We start from the raw sequence: 21,585 nt of genomic DNA, 5'->3' as shown, positions 1-21,585 counted from the left end.
CGATCAGGCCGGCGGGTGGGTCTGGGCGAACGAGGGCCGCTGCATCAGCCGTTCCACCCAGGCGGCGAGCGCCGGGTACTGGGCAGGCAGACCGGCGTGTGGGAAGCGCAGCAACAGCCAGCCCCACATGCAGCCGATCGCAATGTCCGCAAGGCTCATCGCATCGCCGACCGCCCAGGTACGCCCGGCGACGAGCGATTGCAGTGCGTTGAGCCCGCTTTCCACCTTGCCCCACTGGCGCGCGCGCCAGGCCTCGCTTTGCTGTTCGGCGGCGCGGCGGCTTTCCATCAGCACCAGAATGCCGGCGTCGGTCACGCCGTCGGCGAGTGCTTCCACCTGCCGCACTTCGAGCGCCGCGAGGCGGTCTGCCGGCAGGAAGAAGGGGGCTGCGGAGAGGGTTTCGATGTACTCGGCGATGACCGGCGAATCGAACCAGGTTCGGCCGTCGTCCGCCACCAGCGCGGGCACCTTGCCGAGCGGATTGAAGCGGCCGATCGGGCTCGCCGGATCGTGCGGGTTCTCCGGCACGAGAACGAAGGGCAGGCCTTTTTCGGCCAGTTGCACGCGGATCTTGCGCGCGAACGGGCTGGTCAATGACGCGATCAGTTGCATGACGGCTCCTTGTACGGCGAGGGGCGCAGCATACGCCGCGCGGCGGATCGGCGCGTCAGCGGCGCGGTCTTCTTTGGCGGGCTTCGATATGCGGCAAGGCGCGCAGGTAGATCTGCGCACCGATGCCGCATACGAGGCAGCCGATCACGGAATCGGCCAGCCGCGCGAGCGCGAAGGCATGCGCCGACGGAATCTCGTAAGGCTGGCCCATGTCCAGCACCACCATCACCAGGCCGGTGATCGTGATCGTCGCGACCCAGTAGTTGCGCGCCTGTGCGACCGGCGTGAGTGCCGCCATCAGCGTGACGATCGCGGCCAGCATCCAGTCGGTGTGCACATACTGAACCACGGCCCAGCCGAACAAGGCACCGAAGAGTGAGCCGGCCAGCCGCTGTATCAGGCGCTGCACGCTATGGCGCGGGTCGTAGACGGTGACGATGACGATCGTCAGCGGCACCCAGTACGGCCGTGCCAGGCCCAGCGTGTGGCCCAGCACATAGCCGATCACCACGAGGCTGGCGAAGTAGAACGAGAACGCACCGTTGTTGTGGCGCCGGCGCAGCAGGTTGCGGGCGGCATCCGCCAGCATTGGCGCGCTTTGCGGTTCGGGCGAGCGCCACAGCACGCGGTCGATCAGCACCGACAGTACGCCGGCGAGCCCGCCGAGGATCACGTAGGTGCCGCACAGCGGAGGCAGATCCCCGCCGCCATCACCGAACAGGAAGGCGAGCAGCCAGTACTTGCCGATGAACTCCACCGAGGTGCCGGCGCCCTGCAACCAGCCGGCCAGTGCGGCGAAGCCGAGCAGCAGGATCAGCGGCGCGCCCGGCACGAAGTGGCCCACCACGCCGGCAATGCCGGCCAGCAGCATGCCGACCGTCATGTAAAGGATCGCGGTGATGCGCTCGTAGGTGGAGCCGCCATAGTCCACGAAGATCGTGTAGAAACCGGCGATGGCGCCATACACGGCGGGGAGCAGCTCGTGGCGGATCAGCGCGATCACCAGTGGCAGGCCGACTGCGATGATTGCGCGCAGTACCTTGCGGCGATTGACCGGCTGGGCGTCGAGCGATAGTGCTGGGTGAAACAGGGGGGCGTCTCCGCGGGGCTACTCGCGCCAGGCGCGCACGATGATGTCGCGCAGGATGTGCAGGCGGGTGTGGAAGAAATGGTCCGCGCCCGGCACCACCACCACCGGCACCTGAAGGGGCTCTGCCCACGCCAGCACATTCTCGAGCGGCACCGTCTCGTCGCGGTTGCCGTGGATCACGATCGTGTCCGGCGTCACCGCCTCGGTGTCGTAGGTGCGCGCGCCTTCGATGAAGCCCGATGCGGTACCGACCAGCACCAGCCGCTTGGCCGGCCTGCCGGCGGCAGCCAAGCGCTTGGCCACCCGCGTCTGCACGAAGGCGCCGAACGAGAAACCGGCCAGCACCAACGGGCCGTCGCCGTACTGCGCCTGCGCCCAGTCGATCACCGCCAGCAGGTCTTCCGATTCGCCGTCGCCGTGGTCGTGCGTGCCAGCGGTGCCACCGACGCCACGGAAATTCGGCCGCAGCGCGCAGTAACCCAAGCCGCACAGCGTGCGTGCCAGCGTGTGTGCCACCTTGTTGGTGTTGGTACCGCCGAACAGCGGATGCGGGTGCGCGATGATCGCCAGCCCGTGGGCACCTTCCGGCGTGTCGCGCAGGATCTCGATCGGCCCCACGGGGCCATCGATGAAGAACTTCTCGGTCGGCAGGACTTTTCTCATGCGTCGTTCTCCGGCGTGCGCCGGGCAGCCCCAAGCGCGCCGCGGCCCTCGTCGGGGGCCGGGAACCGTGTGATCGTGGAGGCCGTCATTTGAGCTTCAGGCGCTCCACGACCTTGCCGCCGACGATGTGCGAATCGATGATCTCGTCGATGTCGGTCTTGTCGACGTAGGTGTACCAGGTCCCTTCCGGGTACACCACCAGTACCGGCCCTTCGTCACAGCGATCGAGGCAGCCCGCCTTGTTCATGCGGACCTTGCCCTCGCCGTTGAGCTTCAGTGCCTTGATGCGGTCCTTCGCATAGGCCTGCATCTCCGCCGCCCCATGGTCGGCACAGCAGCTCTCGCCCGCCGGGCGCTGGTTGCAACAAAAGAACACGTGATGCTTGAAATAACTCATTACCGGACTCCGTGGTGGAGCCGGAACTATAGCGCCGGGAAGCATTTTTGCGGGCCGGGTGCGTGAGCGAGGTCCGGCTGTGTGCCACTAGCTCTCGTGGATTGTGCCAACGGTCTGCATGGCACGGCGAACCACTGCGGCAAGCGGCGATGACGACATTGCCGTGGCGCGATACTCGCAGATGGATGCTTGCTTTTGATGCCGCCCGCTTGATCGCATACGTCTCTCAAGGACGAATGCGGAACTCGCCGCTTGCCGCAATGCAATTGCGACAAGCCGAGACTAGCGCGGCGTCAGCCAGCGTTGTCGGCCGTCGTGGGCGTCTTGCGGCGCGCCTTCTTGATCGCGGTCTCGGCGTACGTGAGCAGGGCGCGAGCGTGCTTCTCCAGCGTGACAATGCCGCGGTGTAGCGCTATGCCGATCTGGTTCGCCAGCGTGCGACGAAACAACATCACACGAGCCCGTTGCACGATGCGGTTCGACGAGCTGTAAGTGCGGCCGGGTTCGCCGAAACCGAAATCCACCACCTTGAAACGCCCGTCCGCGATGATCCACTCGTTGAACAGATGCAGCGTCGATGTTCCCGGCGAGTAGGGTGCCAGGCTGTGGGCGTACAGCACGCGGTTGATCCGATAGACCGAGCCTGACGGAATGCCCAGCACCACTGCGATGGGCGACCCACCGGCCTGCACGATAAAGTTGAGGAGCAGGCCCTGCCGCGCTAGTGAGGCGTATTCGGCTCGCGACAGTATTGCCCCGGCGCCACCCCCGATTTGCGCTACGGCGTCGAATAGCGTGTCCAGGGTTGCGATGGTGGTGAGCGGAACAACCTCTGGCGGACCACCAAGGTTCTCGCCGATCTGGCGCAACTGACGCGACAGGTTGTAGCGCTTCTTGCGCGGATACTGGGCGAGATAGGCTTCAACAGTCTCAGGAAGCGGGGTCTGATGACAGTTGCGGATTCCGTTCGGCAGGTAGGGGAAGAACCGAGACCGCACTGCTTCCGACTCAAAGACCGCCTGCCAGGTCGGGCTACCGACTTCGAGCGACTGCAACTCAAGCGCGTCAAAATTCCCCGGCGCGTCATCCAGCGCGGCAATCAACCTGGCGATGGACTCAGGCCCACTATGTGTCGCCTGAGTCAGGGGCTCGCTGCCGAGCAGGCCCCACACAGACAGTCGCTTGCGTAGCAGGCGCCCGGCCAACCCGTGTGGATCAATCTGCAAAGCCTTCTTGCGCAGCGCCGCAACGCCCTGCACCTCACCGTCGGCGTCGCGGGTTGATGCGATCACCAGATGATCCGGCGACTCGGTGTCCGACAGTGCATCAAAAAAGGCTGGCGTGGCATAGACCCACTCGTGCCCGTCGCGTTTGTCGGCGAACGCTTGCCATGTCGTCCGGGCGGCCGAGGACAAGGCTGCGAAGCGCTCAAACGTGACGGAAGGGGCCACGGAGGATCCGTGGGCTTGGGAATCGGGCACAGTGTCCAGTCTTTGTGACGCGAACAAAGCCGGAAACCCTGCGCACAGAGAATCCGGCAAACACAAAGGCCCGAGCCTAAGGCCGTCGGGGCTACCGGCCAGCCAACTTTCGCACACGCACCAGATTTTTACAGTTTATGCAATAGGCATTGACCCGAGCAGTTGATCAAGAGACCTGTCGGGTGGCCGGCACTCAGTCGTTCCCATGCCCCTTGCCGTGTCCTTTGCCGTGGCCCTTGTCTTTGCCCTTGCCGTGCCCCTGGTCGTCATCGTCGTAGCGGTCGCGGTCGCCTTCGCCGTAGCGGGCCCGGTAGGCGGGCACGTATTCGCGCTCGTACCAGTCGTCACGCACGAAATACACCGGCCGCCCGCATGCGTTGTACTTGGCGCAGTGCTTGCCCCAATGCTTCTCGTGACCGGGCGGCACGCGGAGGTAGACCGGTCCGCCGTAGCTTCGCCCGGGTTCGATGATCACCGGTTGCCTGTAGATCACCTGCGGTCGCGGGAAGCTGCCGATGTCGATCTGGCCGTAGAAGCCGGGTTGGCCGATGCTGATCGATACGCCGACATCGGCCGCCAGTGTGGGCGCGGCCGACAGCGCCAGCGCGATGGCGCACAGTGAGTGTTTGACGGACATGCTCTGGTTCCCCCGTTGGCTTTTGCTATTTGATTGTGTTTCGGGCGCGAAGGTTGCAACGACGCCAAGCCATTGTCGGCATCCTGGCCAACACCTGTAGCCATAACCAATGCGCGGGGCCGGGTTTTCGATGACCGTCGTGGCTTGGCCGCAAGTTCTGGCGCGCCGAACCAGGCATTTCGAAACCTTGAAGCAATTGCCTTGTCGGACAGCTTTGCCGCGCCGCCCCGGTTCCGGAGTGCACCGCATGCGCGTGCAGGCTGGCAATTTATACAGTTAAAATGTCCGATCCCCGCTTCCGAAAGCCCAGGCCAGCCATGACGACCCCCGGTCCCGACACGATCCAGATCCGCGGCGCCCGCCAGAACAACCTGAAGAACCTCGACCTCGACATTCCCACCGGCGAGTTGGTCGTGGTGACCGGCCCTTCCGGTTCGGGCAAGAGTTCGCTGGTGTTCGACACGCTCTACGCCGAGGGCCAGCGCCGCTACGTCGAGACCTTCTCGCCCTACGCGCGGCAGTTTCTCGACCGCATGGACAAGCCGCAGGTGGACCGCATCGACGGCGTGCCGCCCGCCATCGCCATCGACCAGACCAACCCGGTGCGCACCTCGCGCTCCACGGTCGGCACGATGACCGAGCTCAACGACCACTTGAAGCTGCTGTTCGCGCGCTGCGGCCACCTGCACTGCAAGCGCTGCGGCGCGGCGGTGAAGCGCGACAGCTCGGAGAGCATCGCGGCGGCGCTGGCCGAGCGTACCCAAGCCGAGGACCCGCGTCTCGCGCTGGTTGCGCCGGTGGCGATTCCGGCCAACTTCAGCGAGGCCGAGATCCGCGCCGCGCTCGAAGCGCAGGGCTACGCGCGGATGCAGCCGGTGGGCGAGCGCACGATGGCGGTGGTGGTGGACCGCTTCCGCTTCTCCAATGCCGAACCGGCGCGTCTGGCCGAGGCGCTGGAGGCGGCGCTGCGGCTCGCGAACGGACGTGTCGAGGTGCATGTCGGCGGCGAGGTCGTGGCCGATGCGAGCAAGCCGGTCTGGAAGTTCTCCAGCGATCTGCACTGCGCCGACTGCGACATCCACTACGCCGACCCCACACCCGCGCACTTCTCGTTCAACAGCGCAGTCGGCGCCTGCGAAGCCTGCCGTGGTTTCGGCCGCGTCATCGGCATCGACCCCGGCCTGATCATCCCCGACGAATCCAAGTCCCTGAAGGACGGCGCGATCAAGCCCTGGCAGACCGAGAGCTACAAGGAATGCCAGACCGACCTCGCGAAGTTCGCCAAGAAGCGCGGCGTGGCGATGGACATCCCCTGGCGCGACCTGCCCGAGGAGCACCGCCGCTGGGTCTTCGAGGGCGACGACGGTTGGGTGAACTGGGACAAGTCCTGGCCCGGCAAGTGGTACGGCGTGCGCCACTTCTTCGACTGGCTGGAGACCAAGGCCTACAAGATGCACATCCGGGTGCTGCTGTCGCGTTACCGTGCCTACACCCCCTGCACCGTGTGCGACGGCGCGCGGCTAAAGACCGAGCCGCTGCTGTGGCGCGTCGGCAGCCGCGAAGAAGCAGATCGCGCGCTGGCGCCGAACCTGCGTCGCTTCCGTCCGCACGGGGTGACGATGCGGGCCGAGATCCTCGACACGCTGCCCGGCCTCAACGTGCAGGACGTGATGCAACTGCCGATTGCGCGCGCCAAGCAGTTTTTCGACACCCTTGCGCTGCCCGGCAACTTGGACCAGGCCACCGAGCAGCTGATGGGCGAGATCCGCAGCCGCCTCGGCTTCCTCTGCGACGTGGGGCTGTCCTACCTCACGCTGGATCGCCAGAGCCGCACGCTCTCCGGCGGCGAGGTGCAGCGCATCAACCTCACCACCGCGCTGGGCACCTCGCTGGTGAACACGCTCTTCGTGCTGGATGAACCCTCGATCGGCCTGCACCCGCGCGACATGGACCGCATCAATGGCGTCATGCACCGCCTGCGCGACGCCGGCAATTCGCTGATCGTCGTCGAGCACGACCCGGCGGTGATGTTCGCCGCCGACCGCATCCTCGACATCGGCCCCGGCCCCGGCAAGCAGGGCGGCGAGATCGTGTTCTGGGGCTCGCCCGATGAGCTGCGCGCGCGCACCGACACGCTCACCGCGCAATACCTCGGCGGCCACCGTCGCGTCGATGCCGGCCTCACGCCGCGCGAAATCGCCGACTGGACGCCGCGCCTCACGCTGCGCGGTGCAAGCGCCAACAACCTGCGTGGCGTCGACCTCGCGCTGCCACTGCACCGCTTCGTTGCGGTCACCGGCGTGTCGGGCTCGGGCAAATCCACGCTGATCCAGGACGTGCTCTACCCCGCGCTGCAGAAGCATTTCGGCGAAGCCACCGAAGCGCCCGGCGCCTTCGACGCGATCGACGGGCTGGACGAAATCACCGGCGTCGTCATGGTTGACCAGACGCAGATCGGCAAGACCACGCGCTCCAACCCCGCCAGCTACGTCGGCGCCTTCGACAGCATCCGCAAGCGCTACGCCGCGCTGCCCGAAGCCGCCCAGCGCGGCTACACCGCGGGCACCTTCTCCTTCAACGCCGGCGACGGCCGCTGCCCCACCTGCGGCGGCAACGGCTTCGAGCACGTCGAGATGCAGTTCCTCTCCGACGTGTACATCCGCTGCCCGGACTGCGACGGCCGCCGCTTCCGCGCCGAGGTCATGGAGGTGAAGCTCGAAGGTAGGTCGATCGCTGACGTGCTCGACATGACCGTGGCCGAGGCGCTGGACTTCTTCTCGAAGGACGGCGAACTTGCGCGCGCGCTGCAACCGCTGGTCGACGTGGGGCTGGATTACCTCACGCTCGGCCAGCCGGTGCCCACGCTCTCCGGCGGCGAGGCGCAGCGCCTCAAGCTCGCCGGCCACCTCGCGCAGACCGCCGAGGCGCTGCACCGCAAGGGCAGCAAGGCGAAGAAGGCGGCGCCCAAGGAACACCTGCTGTTCCTGTTCGACGAACCCACCACCGGCCTGCACTTCGACGACGTCGCCAAGCTGCTGCGTGCGCTCTCCAAGCTGGTCGATGCCGGCCACTCGGTGCTGGTGATCGAGCACAACCTCGACGTGATCGCCGCCGCCGACTGGGTGGTGGACCTTGGCCCCGAGGGCGGCGACGGCGGCGGTGCCATCGTGTTCGAAGGCACGCCGGCGGCGCTGCTCGATGCCGACACCCACACCGGCCGCGCGCTGGCCGATTACGTGATGCGCCTCACCGCGCCCGCGCAGCTCGCCAAGGCCGCCGGCAAGACCAAACGCGTGGTGGCCGCTGCGGCGGCCAACGACACCAGCGCCCGCCTCGTCGCGGAACTGCAGCACCGCTACCTGCCCGCGCGCCGCGACGCCATCGGTGTGGTGCGCGCACGTGAGCACAACCTGAAGAACGTTTCGGTCGAGATTCCGCACCGCCGCTTCACCGTGGTCACCGGCGTGTCGGGCTCGGGCAAGTCCACGCTCGCTTTCGACATCGTCTTCGCCGAAGGCCAGCGCCGCTACCTCGAATCGCTCAACGCCTACGCGCGGCAGTTCGTGCAGCCGGCCGCCAAGCCGGATGTCGACGCCATCCACGGCATTCCGCCCACGGTGGCGATCGAGCAACGCACCAGCCGCGGCGGGCGCAAGAGCACGGTGGGCACGCTCACCGAAATCCACCACTTCCTGCGCCTGATGTTCGTGAAGCTGGGCACCCAGCACTGCCCGGACTGCGACTGCGCGATCGAGCCGCAATCGCCCGACGCCATCGCCGCGCGCCTGCTGCGCGATTACAAGGGCCGCGAGGTCACGCTCGCCGCGCCACTGGTCATCAACCGCAAGGGCCTCTACACCGACCTCGCGAAGTGGGCCGCCGGCAAGGGCTACGCCCAGCTGCGGGTGGATGGCGAACTGCTGCCGACGAAACCCTGGCCGCGGCTGGACCGCTTCAAGGAACACATCATCGAGTTGCCGGTCGCCACGCTGAAAGTCGGCGCCCGCAACGAGGCCGAGCTGCGCGATGCGCTCGCCAAGGCGCTGGAGTTCGGCAAGGGCGTGCTGCACCTCATCGACGGCGAACAGGTCGTCGTGTTCTCCACCAAGCGTGCGTGTCCGAGCTGCGGCACCAGCTTCCCGGAACTCGACCCGCGCCTGTTCTCGTACAACTCCAAGCACGGCTGGTGCCCTGACTGCATGGGCACCGGCAACACCCTGCCCAAGTGGCTGCGCGACGCGATGCGCGACCCCGAGGGCGACGCCACCGCCGCCGAATTCACCGGCCTGCGCTACGAAGGTGAAGCCGGCGAGGATGAAGAGGTCGAGCCCGAAACCGAATGCGCCGCCTGCGAAGGCGCGCGCCTCAACCCCACCGCGCTGGCGGTGCGCTACCGCGACAACAGCATCGCGGACTATGCGCACCTGTCGGTCGAAGGGCTGGCCCACTGGGTCGGCACACTCAAGCTCGCTGGCCGCGAGGCCGAGATCGGCCGCGACATCGTCGCCGAACTCAAGTCACGCCTCGCCTTCCTCAAGGACGTAGGCCTCGGCTACCTCGCGCTCGATCGCGCCGCGCCCACGCTCTCCGGCGGCGAGGCGCAGCGTATCCGCCTCGCCTCGCAGCTGGGCACCAACCTGCGCGGCGTCTGCTATGTGCTCGACGAACCCTCCATCGGCCTGCACCCGCGCGACAACGCCATGCTGCTCGATACGCTGCACGCGCTTGAAGCCAAGGGCAACACTGTGGTCGTCGTCGAGCACGACGAGGAGACCATCCGCCGCGCCCACCACGTCATCGACATGGGCCCCGGCGCCGGCACGCGCGGCGGCAACATCGTCGCGGAGGGCGATGCCGCGGCGCTGATGGCGGTGCCGGAATCGGTCACCGGCCGCACGCTGCGCGCGCCGCTGGCACACCCGCTGCAACCGGCGCGCAAGGTAGATGCCGAGACGCCCATGGTCACCGTCGAAGGCGCGGCGCTGCACAACCTGAAGAACGTCACCGCGCAGATCCCGCTCGGCCGCCTCATCGTCGTCACCGGCGTGTCCGGCTCGGGCAAGTCCACGCTCGCGCGCGACGTGCTGCACAAGAACCTGCGCCGCCTCGTCGCCACGCAGGCCTTCAACAGCCGCACCAAGGGCGCCAAGGTGGTGCTGGAAGGCTGCGAGGCGATCACTGGCTGGCAGCCTGTGGGCCGTGTGCTCGAAGTCGACCAGACCCCGATCGGCAAGACGCCGCGCTCCTGCCCGGCCACCTACATCGGCTTCTGGGACGCCATCCGCAAGCTCTACGCCGACTCCGAAACCGCGCGTCTGCGCGGCTGGGCGCCGGGCCGCTTCTCCTTCAACACCGCAGGCGGCCGCTGCGACGCCTGCGACGGCCAGGGCCAGCGCACCGTCGAGATGAGTTTCCTGCCGGATGTGAAAGTGCCGTGCGACGTCTGCAACGGCGCGCGTTTCAACACCGACACCCTCAGCGCCACCTGGCGCGGCAAGAGCATCGCCGACGTGCTCGCCATGGAGATCGACGAAGCCGTCGACTTCTTCGCCGCCCACCCGGTCATCCAGCACCCGCTGAAGCTCTTGCAGGACGTCGGCCTCGGCTACCTCACCCTCGGCCAGCCCTCACCCACCCTCTCCGGCGGCGAAGCACAGCGCATCAAGCTCGTCACCGAGCTGGTCAAGGTCAAGACCGACCCCGCCGCGCGCGCCCGTGCCAGAACGCCGCACACGCTCTACGTGCTGGATGAACCGACGGTGGGCCTGCACATGGCCGACGTCGAAAAACTCATCCACGTCCTCCACCGCCTCGTCGACGCCGGCAACACCGTGCTCGTCATCGAACACGACCTCGACGTCATGGCCGAAGCGGACTGGATCGTGGATCTGGGGCCGGAAGGCGGCGACGGCGGCGGCGAAATCGTCTTCGCCGGGCCGGTGGCGAAGTGCGTCAAGGCGAAGACGCATACGGGGAGGGCGTTGAAGGGGTTTCTGGCAAGTCGAGCGCGCTGACGCTCAGGCAGTCGTTCGACCGGGTCGCTCGCGGAACAAGCTGCGATGTCCTGCGTGATGGCTCTTGTGTCTCTCGTCGGTAAGGCGTCGAACGGAAATCCTTCGGCGCGGGATTCCGGGGGCTCGTCACGCAGCTGAGCGTCGTGTCATGGCTCTGCCCGTTCGGGTTCGTTTTTTTCGCCGATGCCGCTCCCACATTTCCTCGCCTCGTACATGTGCGTATCGGCAAGGCGCATCAGCGTTTCGGCATCGTGCTCCGGCGATGCTAGGGCAAAGCCACACGCGACACTGATGGTTACCGGGCCAGAGCAGTCGTGGTGCCCACAGTGGACCGCTTGCGGAGGCGCAATTCTGTTGTGCGCTGCGCGCTCGATCTCCGTGCAGACGGCGATGGCCTCCGCCTCGCCAGCGCCTTGGAGAATCACCGCGAACACATCACCACCCACCCGATAGATCGGGCCTCGATTCGCTACGACGTTTCTCAGGCAATCAGCCAGCCGAACGAGAGCGACATCGCCAAGCGCGGATGGATTGTGTGTGTTGAAGCGTTTGAAGTTGGTGATGTCGGCAAGGATGAGCGCAAAGCTTGTCGCTTCGGCCCGTGCGGACTGAAGCGCACGATTGAGTTCAGCGGAGAACGCCGAACGGCTCCCCGTCTTTGTCAGGGTATCTAGGCTGGACATCTGGTCAAACTTCGTCGGTTTCTATCCAGCGTATCAAAACAGGCGTCGAGGACTTCGTCCAATCCGGGCTGAGCGGGATGGTGGGGCCGCCATACGGTTGTTCGCGCCAGCGCAAATCGGAATGTTCTCAGGCTCAATAGGTTCTGTGGCTCGTTGTGACCGAGCGTGAATCAGCGCGGTCCTATACGCCTGCGTCTGCAGCCCTGTAGGGCTGGTCTTGGCGACCGTAGGGGGCGTGGCTGCCCCCTGGCAGCCAGCCTTGCGCGCCAAGTCGTCTCGATTAGCAGCAGGCCCTTTGTGGTCCAAGTTTAAGCAATACTTGGCGGCGCCCGTTGTCGCGCGCGCCGGCGCGACGACGCGCCTTGGGTACCCAGACACCGACTTCTATCCCAACGCAGAATCGAAAGGCGAACCGATCATGCCCACAGGCACCATCCGACTTCACCGTGTGCTGCGTGTGACGCCCGAGCGCGTCTACCGCGCGTTTCTGGACGCCGATGCGATGGCGAAGTGGCTGCCGCCGTATGGTTTCACCTGCAAGGTTCACCAGCTCGACGCTAAGGTGGGCGGCGCTTACCGGATGACGTTCACGAACTTCTCGACCGGCCACGGGCATTCCTTCGGCGGCGAGTATCTGGAGCTGGTGCCGTTCGAGAAACTTCGCTACACCGACAAGTTTGACGACCCGAACCTGCCGGGCGAGATGCAGACGACGGTGACGCTGAAGCCCGTGTCCTGCGGCACCGAGATCAGCGTGGTGCAGGAAGGCGTGCCGGAAGCGATTCCGGTCGAGATGTGCTACCTCGGCTGGCAGGAGTCGCTCGCGCAACTGGCGACGCTCGTCGAGCCCGATATCCCGGGCTGACCCGTGATCGAACCCTTACCGAAGAGTCGCCCACCCGCTCCACCTGCGACCCAGTAGGGCGGGTCGTTTTGACCCGCGCTGGTCGAGCCCGCTAGCTGTGTGCGCCAGGCGATGACCCGGCGCAGCCGACGCCGCGCCGGGTGCGCTTATGATTCGTCCCTCGCCCAGCGCAATGCCATTGCGCGCGCCAAAGAAGGGACATCTCTTGCTGGATTATTTCCTGCCGGCCCTCATCTCGCTCGTTTGCCTCTTTGCCGTAACCGGCCTGGCGAGGCACTTCACCAAATCGGCGGCCTTACGAAGCACCCTCTCGGTTGTCCTGGTGATCCTCGGCCTGCTGATCTCATTTTTCTTCTTTTTCGGTCTTGGCACCCTGCGGCGCGGCCATCAGCAGCCGGCCCCGACGCACGGCAGCATTGAAGCGCCGGCGCTGCATTCGCCTGTGCGCCTGAGCTGATCGGGCGCGCTACGCGGCGGATACGTTGGGGATGAGCTTCTCGGCGGGTACCGGCGGCGAGAAGAGGTAGCCCTGGAGGTATTCGCAGCCCAGCTCGGCGAGGATGCCGGCCTGGTTTTCGGTCTCGACGCCCTCGGCGACGATGCTCATGCCGAGGCTGTGGCCCATGGCGATGATGGCGCGCACCAGCGCGAGGCTGCGTTCGTCCTGGTCGATGCCGTTGACGAAAGCGCGGTCGATCTTGAGCGTGCGCAGGTGGAAACGGGTGAGGTAGCTGAGCGAGGAGTAGCCGGTGCCGAAGTCGTCCAGCGAGGTGCTGAGCCCCTTCTCGTGAAGTGTGTCGATGACGCGCACGACCGTGTCCGCCTCGTTGATCAGCACCCGTTCGGTCATTTCGATTTCGAGTTCCGTCGGCGCGGCGCCGGCGTCGGCGATAGCACGGTCGACCACGTCGATGAAGTCCGGGTCGACAAGCTGCGCGGCGGACACGTTCACCGCGATGCGGATCGGCCCTTCCGGCCGCGAGTGCCATGCGCGGGCTTGTCGCGCAGCTTCCTGCACGACCCAGGTGCCGATGCTGATGATCTGCCCGTTGTCTTCGGCGATCGGGATGAAACGGTCTGGCCCGACGAAGCCCAGCGTCGGGGTGCGCCAGCGCAACAGGGCTTCGACTTTCACCAGCCGACGGCTGCGGGCATCGACGATGGGCTGGTAGACGAGTTGGAACTCGTTGTTGGCAATCGCCTGTTGCAGGGCTTCTTCGATCAGCAGCGCGTCGCGCGACTTCGCGCCCATCTGCTCGTCGAAGAACTCGTGACGATTGCGGCCCCTGTCCTTGGCGGCGTACACGGCGGCGTCGGCTGCACTGAGCACGCTCTCGGGGTCGAGCCCGTGGGCGGGTGCGAAGGCAATGCCGATGCTGGCCTTGATCGAAATGCGGAACGAGGAGAGCGGGATCGGCTCGTGCAGCGCGAGCAGGATCGCGCGCGCGAAGCGCTCCGCGGCATCGTGGGCGGTGGCCGGGTCTGCTTCGGTGAACATCAGCGCGAACTCGTCACCGCCGAATCGCGCCAGCGCCAGTTGGGGGAGCTGCAGCTGTTGCAGCCGCGTCGCCACCCGCTTGATCAGGGTATCGCCGACGGTATGCCCCAGGGTGTCGTTGACGCGCTTGAAATGGTCGATGTCGATCAACAGCACGATCGTCACTTCGTCTTGCCCGCGGTTGGCCGCCAGCCGATCCCCTAGCATCTGCCTGAAGGCGAAGCGATTGAGCAAGCCGGTGGAATCGTCGAGCATCGCCGCGCGCTGGCGTGTGGCCTCAAGCGCCTTGCGTTCGCTGATGTCGATGACCTGGCTCAGCACATGCATCTCGCCGCGATCCTCGAAGGGGACGCTGATGATCTCGAGCGGTACCTCGCGCCCATCCCGGTGCTGATGCACGACTTCGTCGATGCATGGCCGCGGCGCATCCGGCGCGATAACACGGCGGAACCACGCGGCGCCTTCTTCCTTTGTCCGACCGTAAGCAAGCGAGTTGATGTGCTGGCCGACCATCTCCTTGGCGCTTCCCCGGGCGATGGAGGCCGCGAGCTTCTCACTTGCGAAACGGACGATGCCTTCGGCGTCCCGGATCAGGAAGCCGTGCCCGAGCCCGTTGAGCACATCGAAGATCCGCCGCTGGTTCTCGGCAAGGATGGCGTGGATCAGGCCGAAGGAGGCGACGATCTTCAGCAAGAAGCCGATTGCGAAGAGCCCTTCGAGATTGCTGCCGGTAAACATGTTCACCGAGAAGCCAAGGTTCGTCAGCGCCCGCAGCCAGAGCGTGGTGCTGAGCACCAAATACGGGTGGCGGCGGCGCGATAGCTGCCAGCCGCACCACGCCAGCACCACGCCCAGCATCGCGATGCTCAGGCTGTGGCTCAGTCGCGGCGAGGCTGCGGCGACGCAGGTCTGAACGATTGCGTAGGTAAGCCAGCCCAGTGCATGGTGGCGCCAGACGATCGGTTTGCCGCAGAAATGAAGCGTGCCCGCTACATAGCCGCCGAGGCCGAGCGTGCCCACGGCGATGATGAGGGCCGAAACCCAGAGGTCTAGCGCCCCCAGTCCCCAGATGCCCGCCGCGACTGCCAGCAGGATCTGGGCGCCACCCCAGTAGAGCCCATGCCGGTCGCTGCGGCGAATGATCCACAGGAAGATCAGCATGGTGCCGAGGATGAAGTCGGCGAGCATTGAAAGGTGGATGTTGGCGACCATCGGCAGCCCTCAGTGACCGCATGCGGTGCATCCGCACCACAAGACTCATGCATATCGGCATCGCCGGGCGTAACTTGACCTGCGCGGGTCGCCTGTCCTGCTGAGCGCGCTGTTCGCTCCTTCGGCGCCCTGATTCAGGCGCCGATTACGCCGACGGCCTTGCGTTCGACCCCGATGAGCCCGTGCCAGTGCAGCGCTTTGCAGGCTTTGCCGCGGGGTACCCGGTGGCGATCTGGTCGTTGCGCCGTATTCCGCTGAATGGGCCGCATGGCGGTCGATTGGCCAGCTTCCAGGCGGTTCACGCCCGCCGTCCCCGCGAGCACAGCTTTGCCAAGCGACTTGCGCTGCCGCGGCGAGCGGCAGAAACTGAATCGGCCGGCGGCGCTGGTGACGGCGACCCGCGGACTCACTCACGCTGAAGGACGCCATGAAAACAATACAGAAAGCGATGAGCAACCCATCTTTTCCCGAGGGTTTTGTGCCGCTGGCGGGCACGCAACGGGATTGTGAGGACTGCGGGAAAGCCGAGCGTGTCGGCTTTCAGTTCGAGTTCGCGTACCAACCCATTGTCGATGTGAATCAGAAGCTCGTCTTCGCGCATGAAGCTCTGGTTCGCGGGCCGAACGGCGAGGGCGCGTTGAGCGTGCTTTCCCAGGTCAATGACCAGAACCGCTACCGTTTTGATCAAGCCTGTCGCGTCAAGGCGATCAAGGGGGCGAAGGAACTCGGGATTCGCGAACACATCTCGATCAACTTCCTTCCGAATGCGATCTACAAACCGGAACTGTGCATTCGGACCACCCTCGAAGCGGCGCGGGTGCATGGTTTCCCGCTGGATCGCATCATCTTCGAGGTGACCGAGGGCGAACGCATTGAAGATGGCCCCTGGTTTGCCAAGATCCTGCGCGAGTACAAGCGCTGCGGGTTCAAGACCGCGATCGACGATTTCGGTGCGGGTTATGCAGGCATGAAGCTGCTTGCGGATTTCCAGCCCGACATCGTCAAGATCGACATGGACCTGATCCGCGGAATCGAGGGCCATCGGCCGCGGCAGGCGATCGTGCGTAGCCTCGTCCGGCTTTGCGAAGAGCTGGCCATCACGGTCGTGGCAGAAGGCATCGAAACCCCGGCGGAACGAGACTTTCTGCGTGACGCCGGCATCGCGCTGATGCAGGGCTATCTGTTTGCCAAACCGGCGTTCCGGGCGGTCGCGGAAATTCCGGATACCGCCTTCCCTGGTGGTTGAAAACCGCGGCGGGCGAGCTGCCGCAGAGGTGCTGGTCGCTCAGTCCGCCGGCGCCCTGATCCACGCTGCAATCACCTCTACCGCCTCCCGTTCCATCCCGATGTATCCGTGCCAGTGCAGCGCCTCGCAGACGTTGCCGCTGGGATTGTCGCCGCCGCTGACCATCTGCAGCTTCTTCACCGGTGCGTTCTTCAGACCGCGCAGGATGGCGGGCACGCCTTGCGGATCGCAGACCGGGCAGGCGTCCTTGCTGTGATGGAGGACGAGCGTCGGCACCGTGATGGCGGCGAGGTCCTGCGTGGGGACGGCGCCGGGCTTCTTGGCGCTGACAACGCTGGAACTGAGCACCAGCCCGGCGATCTGGTCGGGCATGCGGATTGCGGCTGCCGTGGCTGACACAGTGCCGCGGCTGGTGCCGACCAACCAGATCGGTACGTCGGCCTTCTCGCGCACGACGGCCATCACCTTGGCAATGTCGGCGAGGTGGCGTTCGGCGATGCGGTCAGCGTAGTCGAGATCTTGCGAGTCGCTCGGTCGCCCGAAGACTGCAACATTGAAGCCTTGGGCAATGAAATACCCCTCCGAACGCACGAGGAAGTTCTGGCCCGTGGGCTTGCCGTCCTCCACCCGCCCAAAGCCCCCGCCACCGCCGGGGAAGAGCAGCACGGTGGCCCTGGCGTTCGGCGCGGCTTCCCAGAAGACGGTGGTGGTGACGCCGCCGCGTGTCGGCACGCTCAGCAGGCTGCCCTCGGCGTGCGCCGCGCAGGCGCAGAGCGCGATCAGCGTAGCGAGAAGGTGGCGCGCCATGACGTGAGCCCTACGAAGCGTCGGGAAGCGGGAGTGTTGCACGCCGTGCCGGAGCACAACAACGCGCAGGGGAGGCGGCGCCCAGCTTCTCGCGGTCACGCGATGCCGGTAGCATGCGGCGCTCCAAAACCAAAAAGTATAAGGCCCCCCAATGAGCGTTGCCGGCAGGATCTCGCAGTGTCTGTTTCTCCTCGGTTTGTCTCTTGGTGTCGCGCACGCGGCCACCATGATTGATGAAGGTTTCGACTCACCCGATGCGCTCAAGGACTGGCGCTGGCTGAGCGATGTCGAAGGCTGGGCGGACCAGGTGGCAAAGGTCTCGGTGGCGGGCGGCGAACTGCTGATCGAGCCCTACACCAGCTACTGGCTCGCCGGCTTCCATGCCCCTTTCCTGATGCAGGAGTTCGAGGGCGATTTCGTCATGACGGCGCGGGTGAAGGCGGAGGGTCTGAAACCCGGCTCGGCGCCGCGCAGCTATTCGGACACCTATATCGGCATCATGGCCCGCCAGGCAGCGCCCAAGGCGGCCGACTGGAAGCCGAGCGACGAGAACCACGTGTGGCTGGCGATGGGCGCGGACGGCACCGAAAGCCCGTCGATCTCGGTGATGCGCAGCGTGAGTGGCAATTCGCAACAGCTGGTCTATGCGACGCGGCAGGCTTGGCACGAGCTGCGGCTGGTGCGGATCGGCAGTACCTTCGTCGCGCTGCATCGGGTTGAGGGCAAACCGTGGCGAGTCACGCAGCGCGACACCCAGAGCCTGCGCTTCACATGGCAGAAGATGAGCGAGCGCGACATGACCCATCCGGGCTTGCCAAGCCGGTTGCAGGTCGGGATCACCGCCACCACCGATTTCCTGCCGACGATGCAGCAGCGCTTCGCGGGCCTGTCCGACGAACCCGCGGCGCGCGAATTCAACTTGCTCACCGTCCGCGACGGCAAGCGCGACCTGCGCGCCCACATCGACTACTTCAGGCTTGCCCGCTTCCAGGCGCCCGAGCGCTGGGTCGGGAAAGACACCAACAGCTTGTCGGAGGCCGAGTTGCTGTCCGCGCTGGGGGAATCGCTACGCTAGGCGTCGACGCAGGCGCAAGCAATCATGCTCGCTGGGCCGCCTCCTTAAGCGCGCCGCAGGCCGGCCGATAACAGGGGGATGGCTTCTGCTCTGTTCCTGATAACCCGCCACGACCCGCTGCTCGTTGTTGCCTCGCTGGTCGTTGCGGTGTTCGCTTCCTACGTTGCGCTGGATCTGGCGCGCCGGGTGCGCGTGGCAGAGACCGGGCTGCGGCGGTGGTGGCTGGCGGGTGGTTCGGTTTCACTGGGTACCGGCATTTGGGCGATGCACTTTGTCGGCATGCTCGGTTTCGATGCCGGGGTGCCGCTGGGCTATGCCGGCGGCCCGACCCTGCTGAGTTGGCTGGCTGCCATTGGCGCCGCCGCGGTGGCGCTGCGGATCGCGACGCACGACAGGCTGACACCGTGGGTGCTGCTGGGTGGCAGCAGCAGCATGGCGGTGGGCATCTGCGCGATGCATTACCTGGGCATGGCCGCGCTCGAGCTGGTACCGCCGATCGTGTGGCGCTGGCCGGTGGTGCTTGCCTCGGTGGCGATCGCATGGCTCGCGTCAGCCGCCGCCCTGAGGCTGTTCTTCGCGCTGCGTGAACAGCACGGTGCCCTGCGCCTGCGTTTGCAGGGGCTGGCCGCGGTAGTGATGGGCCTGGCGATCGGCGGCATGCACTACACCGGCATGGCCGCGGCGCAACTGCCGCAGGGCACGATCTGTCGCAGCGTCGACGGCCTTTCCGGTCAGCCGCTCGCCGCGGTGGTGGTGACGGCGGCGCTGTTCCTGCTTGCCGGCGCACTGGTGCTTTCAATCAACGATGCCATGGCGCGGGCGCGCGAAGCGCAGCTGGCCCGCTCGCTGCATCGTGCGACCGAGGATCTGCAGGAGGCCAACGAAACCCTGCAGCGTCGCGCCTTTGAAGATGCGCTGACCGGCTTGCCGAACCGTGCCCTGTTCAACGACCGCCTGCAGCACGCAGCGGCACGCATCGCGCGACGTGGCCCAACGCCGACGGCTGTTGAGCGGCTGGGGGTGCTGTTCCTCGATCTCGACGGTTTCAAGCCGATCAACGACTCCTTCGGCCACGAGGCGGGCGACGAAGTGCTGCGCGAACTCGCGCGCCGGCTGCAGCTCACGCTGCGCGAGAGCGACACCGTGGCGCGGCTCGGCGGCGACGAATTCGTTGCAATGGTCGAGTCGCGCGATGCCGAGGCGGCGGCGGTGACACTGGCGCAACGCATTCTTGACGCGATGCGCCAGCCGATTCGCGTGGCGGGGCAGGACGTTTCGCTGTCGTGCTCGATTGGCGTGGCGGTGTTCCCGGATCACGAAGACCACGCCCCGCGCCTGCTCGCGCGTGCCGAGGCTGCGAAGGGCGCGGCCAAGCGCGCTGGCGGCGGTTGCTGCGTGGTCTACGAGGCCAGCATGGCGGGCGATGCGGCCGAGCAGGTGCTGCTGCAACAGGCCCTGCGTCACGCCGTCGCGCGCGGTGAGCTGCTGCTGTACTACCAGCCGAAGGTCGACGCGCGCAGCGGCCAGGTGCACGGGCTTGAGGCCCTGCTGCGCTGGCGCCACCCGGAACGCGGTCTCGTCAGCCCCGCAGTATTCGTACCGCTCGCCGAACGTTTCGGGTTGATCGGCGAGATCGGCAACTGGGTCATCGACGAAGCCTGTGCGCAACTGGCGCGCTGGCATGAGCAAGGCCTGCGCTGCCGCGTCGCGATCAATCTGTCGCCTTACCAGCTGCGCAACGCCGCGCTGCCGGAGCGGATAGCCGCTGCGCTGGAACAGCATCGCCTGCAGCCTTCGCAACTGGTGTGCGAGATCACCGAGACGGCGATGATGGAGAACCTCGATGCCGAACGCAGCGTGCTCGACCAGATTGCGGCGCTCGGTGTGCGGCTGTCGATCGACGATTTCGGCACCGGCTATTCCAGCCTCGCGCACTTGCGCAACATCCCCGCGCGGCAGTTGAAGATCGACCGCAGCTTCGTCATCGACCTCACCGCCAATGCCGACGCGCAGGCGGTGCTGGAAGCAGTGGTGGGGCTGGCCCACGCGCTGCGCATGGAGGTGGTGGCCGAGGGGGTCGAAACCGCCGATCAGCATGCCGCGCTGGTGCGCCTTGGTTGCGACATCCTGCAGGGCTATCTGATTGCGCGGCCGATGCCCGCCGAGGCCGTGCCGCAGTGGCTCGAAGCGCTCAAGGCGGGCGCCGGCGGCTCCTGACGCGGCCACCTGCCTGCGTTCAGACGAGCAGGGCCTCGATGCGGTTGCGCCCGCCCTGCTTGGCTGCGTAGAGCTGTTTGTCGACCGCCTCGATGAAGCGCGTCGGCGTCAGGTCGGCGCTCGGCGTCACGGTGCCGACACCGATGCTCACGGTGATGCGCTCGCCGTGCGGGTTCTGCCTGTGCTCGATGGCGAGCTTGTCGATCAGGCGCTGGCAGCGTTGGGCGACGATGTGGGCGCCGGCGGCATCGGTTTCCGGCAGCAAGAGCACGAACTCCTCACCACCGTAGCGGGCGACCAGATCGCGTTGGCCGACCAGCGCAAGGTTCAGCGACTGCGCGACGTCGATCAGGCACTTGTCGCCAGCGGTGTGGCCGTAGAGGTCGTTGAACTGCTTGAAGAGGTCGACATCGAGCATGATCAAGGACAGGGGTTTGCCGCTGCTGAGCGCGCTTTGCCACTCGAGTTCGAGGGTGTAATCGAAGCGGCGGCGATTGGCGATGCCCGTCAGGCCGTCCTTGAATGACAGGGCTTCGAGTTCCTTCTGCAGCGCGAGCAGCTTTTCTTCGGTCTTCTTGCGTTCGCTGATGTCGAACATGAAGCCGATCAGCGATTCCACCTCGCCCTGCGCGTTGCGCACCACGTGCACCACATCGCGAATCCACACATAGCCGTTCTGTTTGGTCAGCGCGCGGTAGTCGGCTTCGTGGTCGACGCCGGCCTTTGATTGCGAGATGCAGAAGTTGACGACGTACTCGCGGTCTTCCGGGTGGATGCGCTCGGCCCAGTCGTTGGCCGAGACCCAGCTCTGCCTGCTCCAGCCAAGCAGGGGTTCGATCTGCGGGCCGATGTAGGCGAACTGCATCGTCGCCCAGTCGATCTTCCAAGGGATTGCCTTGGTTGATTCCAGCAGGGTCTTGTAGACCGCGCTGTCATTGCTGAGGTCGCTGAGGTCAGACATGCGTGAGCGTCTCTCTGATGGTTCTTATGGTGTTGGAGCGGGCATGTAGCTTAAGGCCAAGCGCATTACATCAAGCGCTGAGCTGTGCCGGCGCGCGGCGTTCAACCGATTTGACCAGCGGCTTACG

At 66.1% G+C, this 21,585-nt stretch carries 16 protein-coding genes; 6 read left to right on the top strand and 10 right to left on the bottom strand.

Annotated features, from left to right (window positions below; genetic code table 11):
• Positions 1–3: 3 nt before the first annotated feature.
• From JY500_RS21675 to JY500_RS21650, 6 genes are all read right to left on the bottom strand, one after another.
• Positions 4–612, bottom strand: a complete 609-nt coding sequence (locus JY500_RS21675) for a glutathione S-transferase (protein ID WP_206254588.1) — start codon at positions 610–612, stop codon at positions 4–6.
• A 55-nt stretch (positions 613–667) separates the two neighbouring features.
• Positions 668–1,615 (bottom strand): FUSC family protein, encoded by a 948-nt coding sequence (locus JY500_RS21670; RefSeq protein ID WP_206254587.1) that lies wholly within the window; start codon positions 1,613–1,615, stop codon positions 668–670.
• A 105-nt stretch (positions 1,616–1,720) separates the two neighbouring features.
• Positions 1,721–2,365 (bottom strand): alpha/beta hydrolase, encoded by a 645-nt coding sequence (locus JY500_RS21665; RefSeq protein ID WP_206254586.1) that lies wholly within the window; start codon positions 2,363–2,365, stop codon positions 1,721–1,723.
• Positions 2,366–2,450: 85 nt separating this feature from the next.
• Positions 2,451–2,762, bottom strand: a complete 312-nt coding sequence (locus JY500_RS21660) for a (2Fe-2S) ferredoxin domain-containing protein (protein ID WP_172202225.1) — start codon at positions 2,760–2,762, stop codon at positions 2,451–2,453.
• A gap of 293 nt (positions 2,763–3,055) precedes the next feature.
• Entirely contained in the window at positions 3,056–4,213 is a 1,158-nt protein-coding gene (locus tag JY500_RS21655; protein ID WP_206254585.1) for a GNAT family N-acetyltransferase, read from the bottom strand.
• Positions 4,214–4,436: 223 nt separating this feature from the next.
• Positions 4,437–4,880, bottom strand: a complete 444-nt coding sequence (locus tag JY500_RS21650) for a hypothetical protein (RefSeq protein WP_206254584.1) — start codon at positions 4,878–4,880, stop codon at positions 4,437–4,439.
• Between the two features lie 317 nt (positions 4,881–5,197).
• Between JY500_RS21650 and uvrA the strand changes: the two genes are divergently transcribed.
• Positions 5,198–10,894 carry an excinuclease ABC subunit UvrA gene (uvrA, locus tag JY500_RS21645; RefSeq protein WP_206254583.1) on the top strand — a complete coding sequence of 1,899 codons (5,697 nt, stop codon included), beginning with the start codon at positions 5,198–5,200 and terminating at the stop codon, positions 10,892–10,894.
• Positions 10,895–11,040: 146 nt separating this feature from the next.
• On the opposite strand, the gene JY500_RS21640 is transcribed toward uvrA, so the two are convergent.
• Positions 11,041–11,577: a GGDEF domain-containing protein gene (locus tag JY500_RS21640; protein WP_206254582.1), complete on the bottom strand. Its 537-nt coding sequence runs from the start codon at positions 11,575–11,577 to the stop codon at positions 11,041–11,043.
• Positions 11,578–11,995: 418 nt separating this feature from the next.
• Between JY500_RS21640 and JY500_RS21635 the strand changes: the two genes are divergently transcribed.
• Positions 11,996–12,442 (top strand): SRPBCC family protein, encoded by a 447-nt coding sequence (locus tag JY500_RS21635; protein WP_206254581.1) that lies wholly within the window; start codon positions 11,996–11,998, stop codon positions 12,440–12,442.
• A gap of 148 nt (positions 12,443–12,590) precedes the next feature.
• A complete protein-coding gene (locus JY500_RS21630; RefSeq protein WP_206254580.1) occupies positions 12,591–12,899 on the top strand; it encodes a hypothetical protein in 309 nt (102 codons plus the stop codon).
• A 9-nt stretch (positions 12,900–12,908) separates the two neighbouring features.
• Here the strand turns inward: JY500_RS21630 and JY500_RS21625 are convergent, their stop codons facing one another.
• Positions 12,909–15,152 carry a putative bifunctional diguanylate cyclase/phosphodiesterase gene (locus JY500_RS21625; RefSeq protein WP_206254579.1) on the bottom strand — a complete coding sequence of 748 codons (2,244 nt, stop codon included), beginning with the start codon at positions 15,150–15,152 and terminating at the stop codon, positions 12,909–12,911.
• A 448-nt stretch (positions 15,153–15,600) separates the two neighbouring features.
• Between JY500_RS21625 and JY500_RS21620 the strand changes: the two genes are divergently transcribed.
• The gene (locus JY500_RS21620) at positions 15,601–16,398 is read left to right on the top strand and encodes an EAL domain-containing protein (protein WP_206254578.1); all 798 of its coding nucleotides are present in this window, start codon (positions 15,601–15,603) and stop codon (positions 16,396–16,398) included.
• 39 nt (positions 16,399–16,437) lie between these two features.
• Here the strand turns inward: JY500_RS21620 and JY500_RS21615 are convergent, their stop codons facing one another.
• Positions 16,438–17,205, bottom strand: a complete 768-nt coding sequence (locus tag JY500_RS21615; protein ID WP_206254577.1) for an alpha/beta hydrolase — start codon at positions 17,203–17,205, stop codon at positions 16,438–16,440.
• A 226-nt stretch (positions 17,206–17,431) separates the two neighbouring features.
• Between JY500_RS21615 and JY500_RS21610 the strand changes: the two genes are divergently transcribed.
• Both JY500_RS21610 and JY500_RS21605 read left to right on the top strand, forming a co-directional pair.
• Complete coding sequence (locus JY500_RS21610; protein WP_206254576.1) at positions 17,432–18,280, top strand: DUF1349 domain-containing protein; 849 nt, start codon at positions 17,432–17,434, stop codon at positions 18,278–18,280.
• Between the two features lie 78 nt (positions 18,281–18,358).
• Entirely contained in the window at positions 18,359–20,497 is a 2,139-nt protein-coding gene (locus tag JY500_RS21605; protein WP_206254575.1) for a putative bifunctional diguanylate cyclase/phosphodiesterase, read from the top strand.
• Positions 20,498–20,516: 19 nt separating this feature from the next.
• Here JY500_RS21605 and JY500_RS21600 read toward each other — a convergent pair whose 3' ends face one another.
• Positions 20,517–21,458, bottom strand: a complete 942-nt coding sequence (locus JY500_RS21600) for a GGDEF domain-containing protein (protein ID WP_206254574.1) — start codon at positions 21,456–21,458, stop codon at positions 20,517–20,519.
• Between the last annotated feature and the right edge of the window lie 127 nt (positions 21,459–21,585).

Origin of the sequence: Niveibacterium microcysteis (genome assembly GCF_017161445.1) — a bacterium.
GTDB classification, from domain to species: domain Bacteria; phylum Pseudomonadota; class Gammaproteobacteria; order Burkholderiales; family Rhodocyclaceae; genus Niveibacterium; species Niveibacterium microcysteis.
Note: the sequence above shows the minus strand (reverse complement) of the source record. Positions and strands in the feature narration are given on the sequence as shown.

Excerpts from the sequence above, each read along its gene's own strand:
- JY500_RS21675 (WP_206254588.1), bottom strand. The coding sequence starts at position 612 with ATGCAACTGATCGCGTCATTGACCAGCCCGTTCGCGCGCAAGATCCGC.
- JY500_RS21665 (WP_206254586.1), bottom strand. The coding sequence starts at position 2,365 with ATGAGAAAAGTCCTGCCGACCGAGAAGTTCTTCATCGATGGCCCCGTG.
- JY500_RS21660 (WP_172202225.1), bottom strand. The coding sequence starts at position 2,762 with ATGAGTTATTTCAAGCATCACGTGTTCTTTTGTTGCAACCAGCGCCCG.
- JY500_RS21650 (WP_206254584.1), bottom strand. The coding sequence starts at position 4,880 with ATGTCCGTCAAACACTCACTGTGCGCCATCGCGCTGGCGCTGTCGGCC.
- uvrA (WP_206254583.1), top strand. The coding sequence starts at position 5,198 with ATGACGACCCCCGGTCCCGACACGATCCAGATCCGCGGCGCCCGCCAG.
- JY500_RS21640 (WP_206254582.1), bottom strand. The coding sequence starts at position 11,577 with ATGTCCAGCCTAGATACCCTGACAAAGACGGGGAGCCGTTCGGCGTTC.
- JY500_RS21635 (WP_206254581.1), top strand. The coding sequence starts at position 11,996 with ATGCCCACAGGCACCATCCGACTTCACCGTGTGCTGCGTGTGACGCCC.
- JY500_RS21630 (WP_206254580.1), top strand. The coding sequence starts at position 12,591 with ATGATTCGTCCCTCGCCCAGCGCAATGCCATTGCGCGCGCCAAAGAAG.
- JY500_RS21625 (WP_206254579.1), bottom strand. The coding sequence starts at position 15,152 with ATGGTCGCCAACATCCACCTTTCAATGCTCGCCGACTTCATCCTCGGC.
- JY500_RS21620 (WP_206254578.1), top strand. The coding sequence starts at position 15,601 with ATGAGCAACCCATCTTTTCCCGAGGGTTTTGTGCCGCTGGCGGGCACG.
- JY500_RS21615 (WP_206254577.1), bottom strand. The coding sequence starts at position 17,205 with ATGGCGCGCCACCTTCTCGCTACGCTGATCGCGCTCTGCGCCTGCGCG.
- JY500_RS21610 (WP_206254576.1), top strand. The coding sequence starts at position 17,432 with ATGATTGATGAAGGTTTCGACTCACCCGATGCGCTCAAGGACTGGCGC.
- JY500_RS21605 (WP_206254575.1), top strand. The coding sequence starts at position 18,359 with ATGGCTTCTGCTCTGTTCCTGATAACCCGCCACGACCCGCTGCTCGTT.
- JY500_RS21600 (WP_206254574.1), bottom strand. The coding sequence starts at position 21,458 with ATGTCTGACCTCAGCGACCTCAGCAATGACAGCGCGGTCTACAAGACC.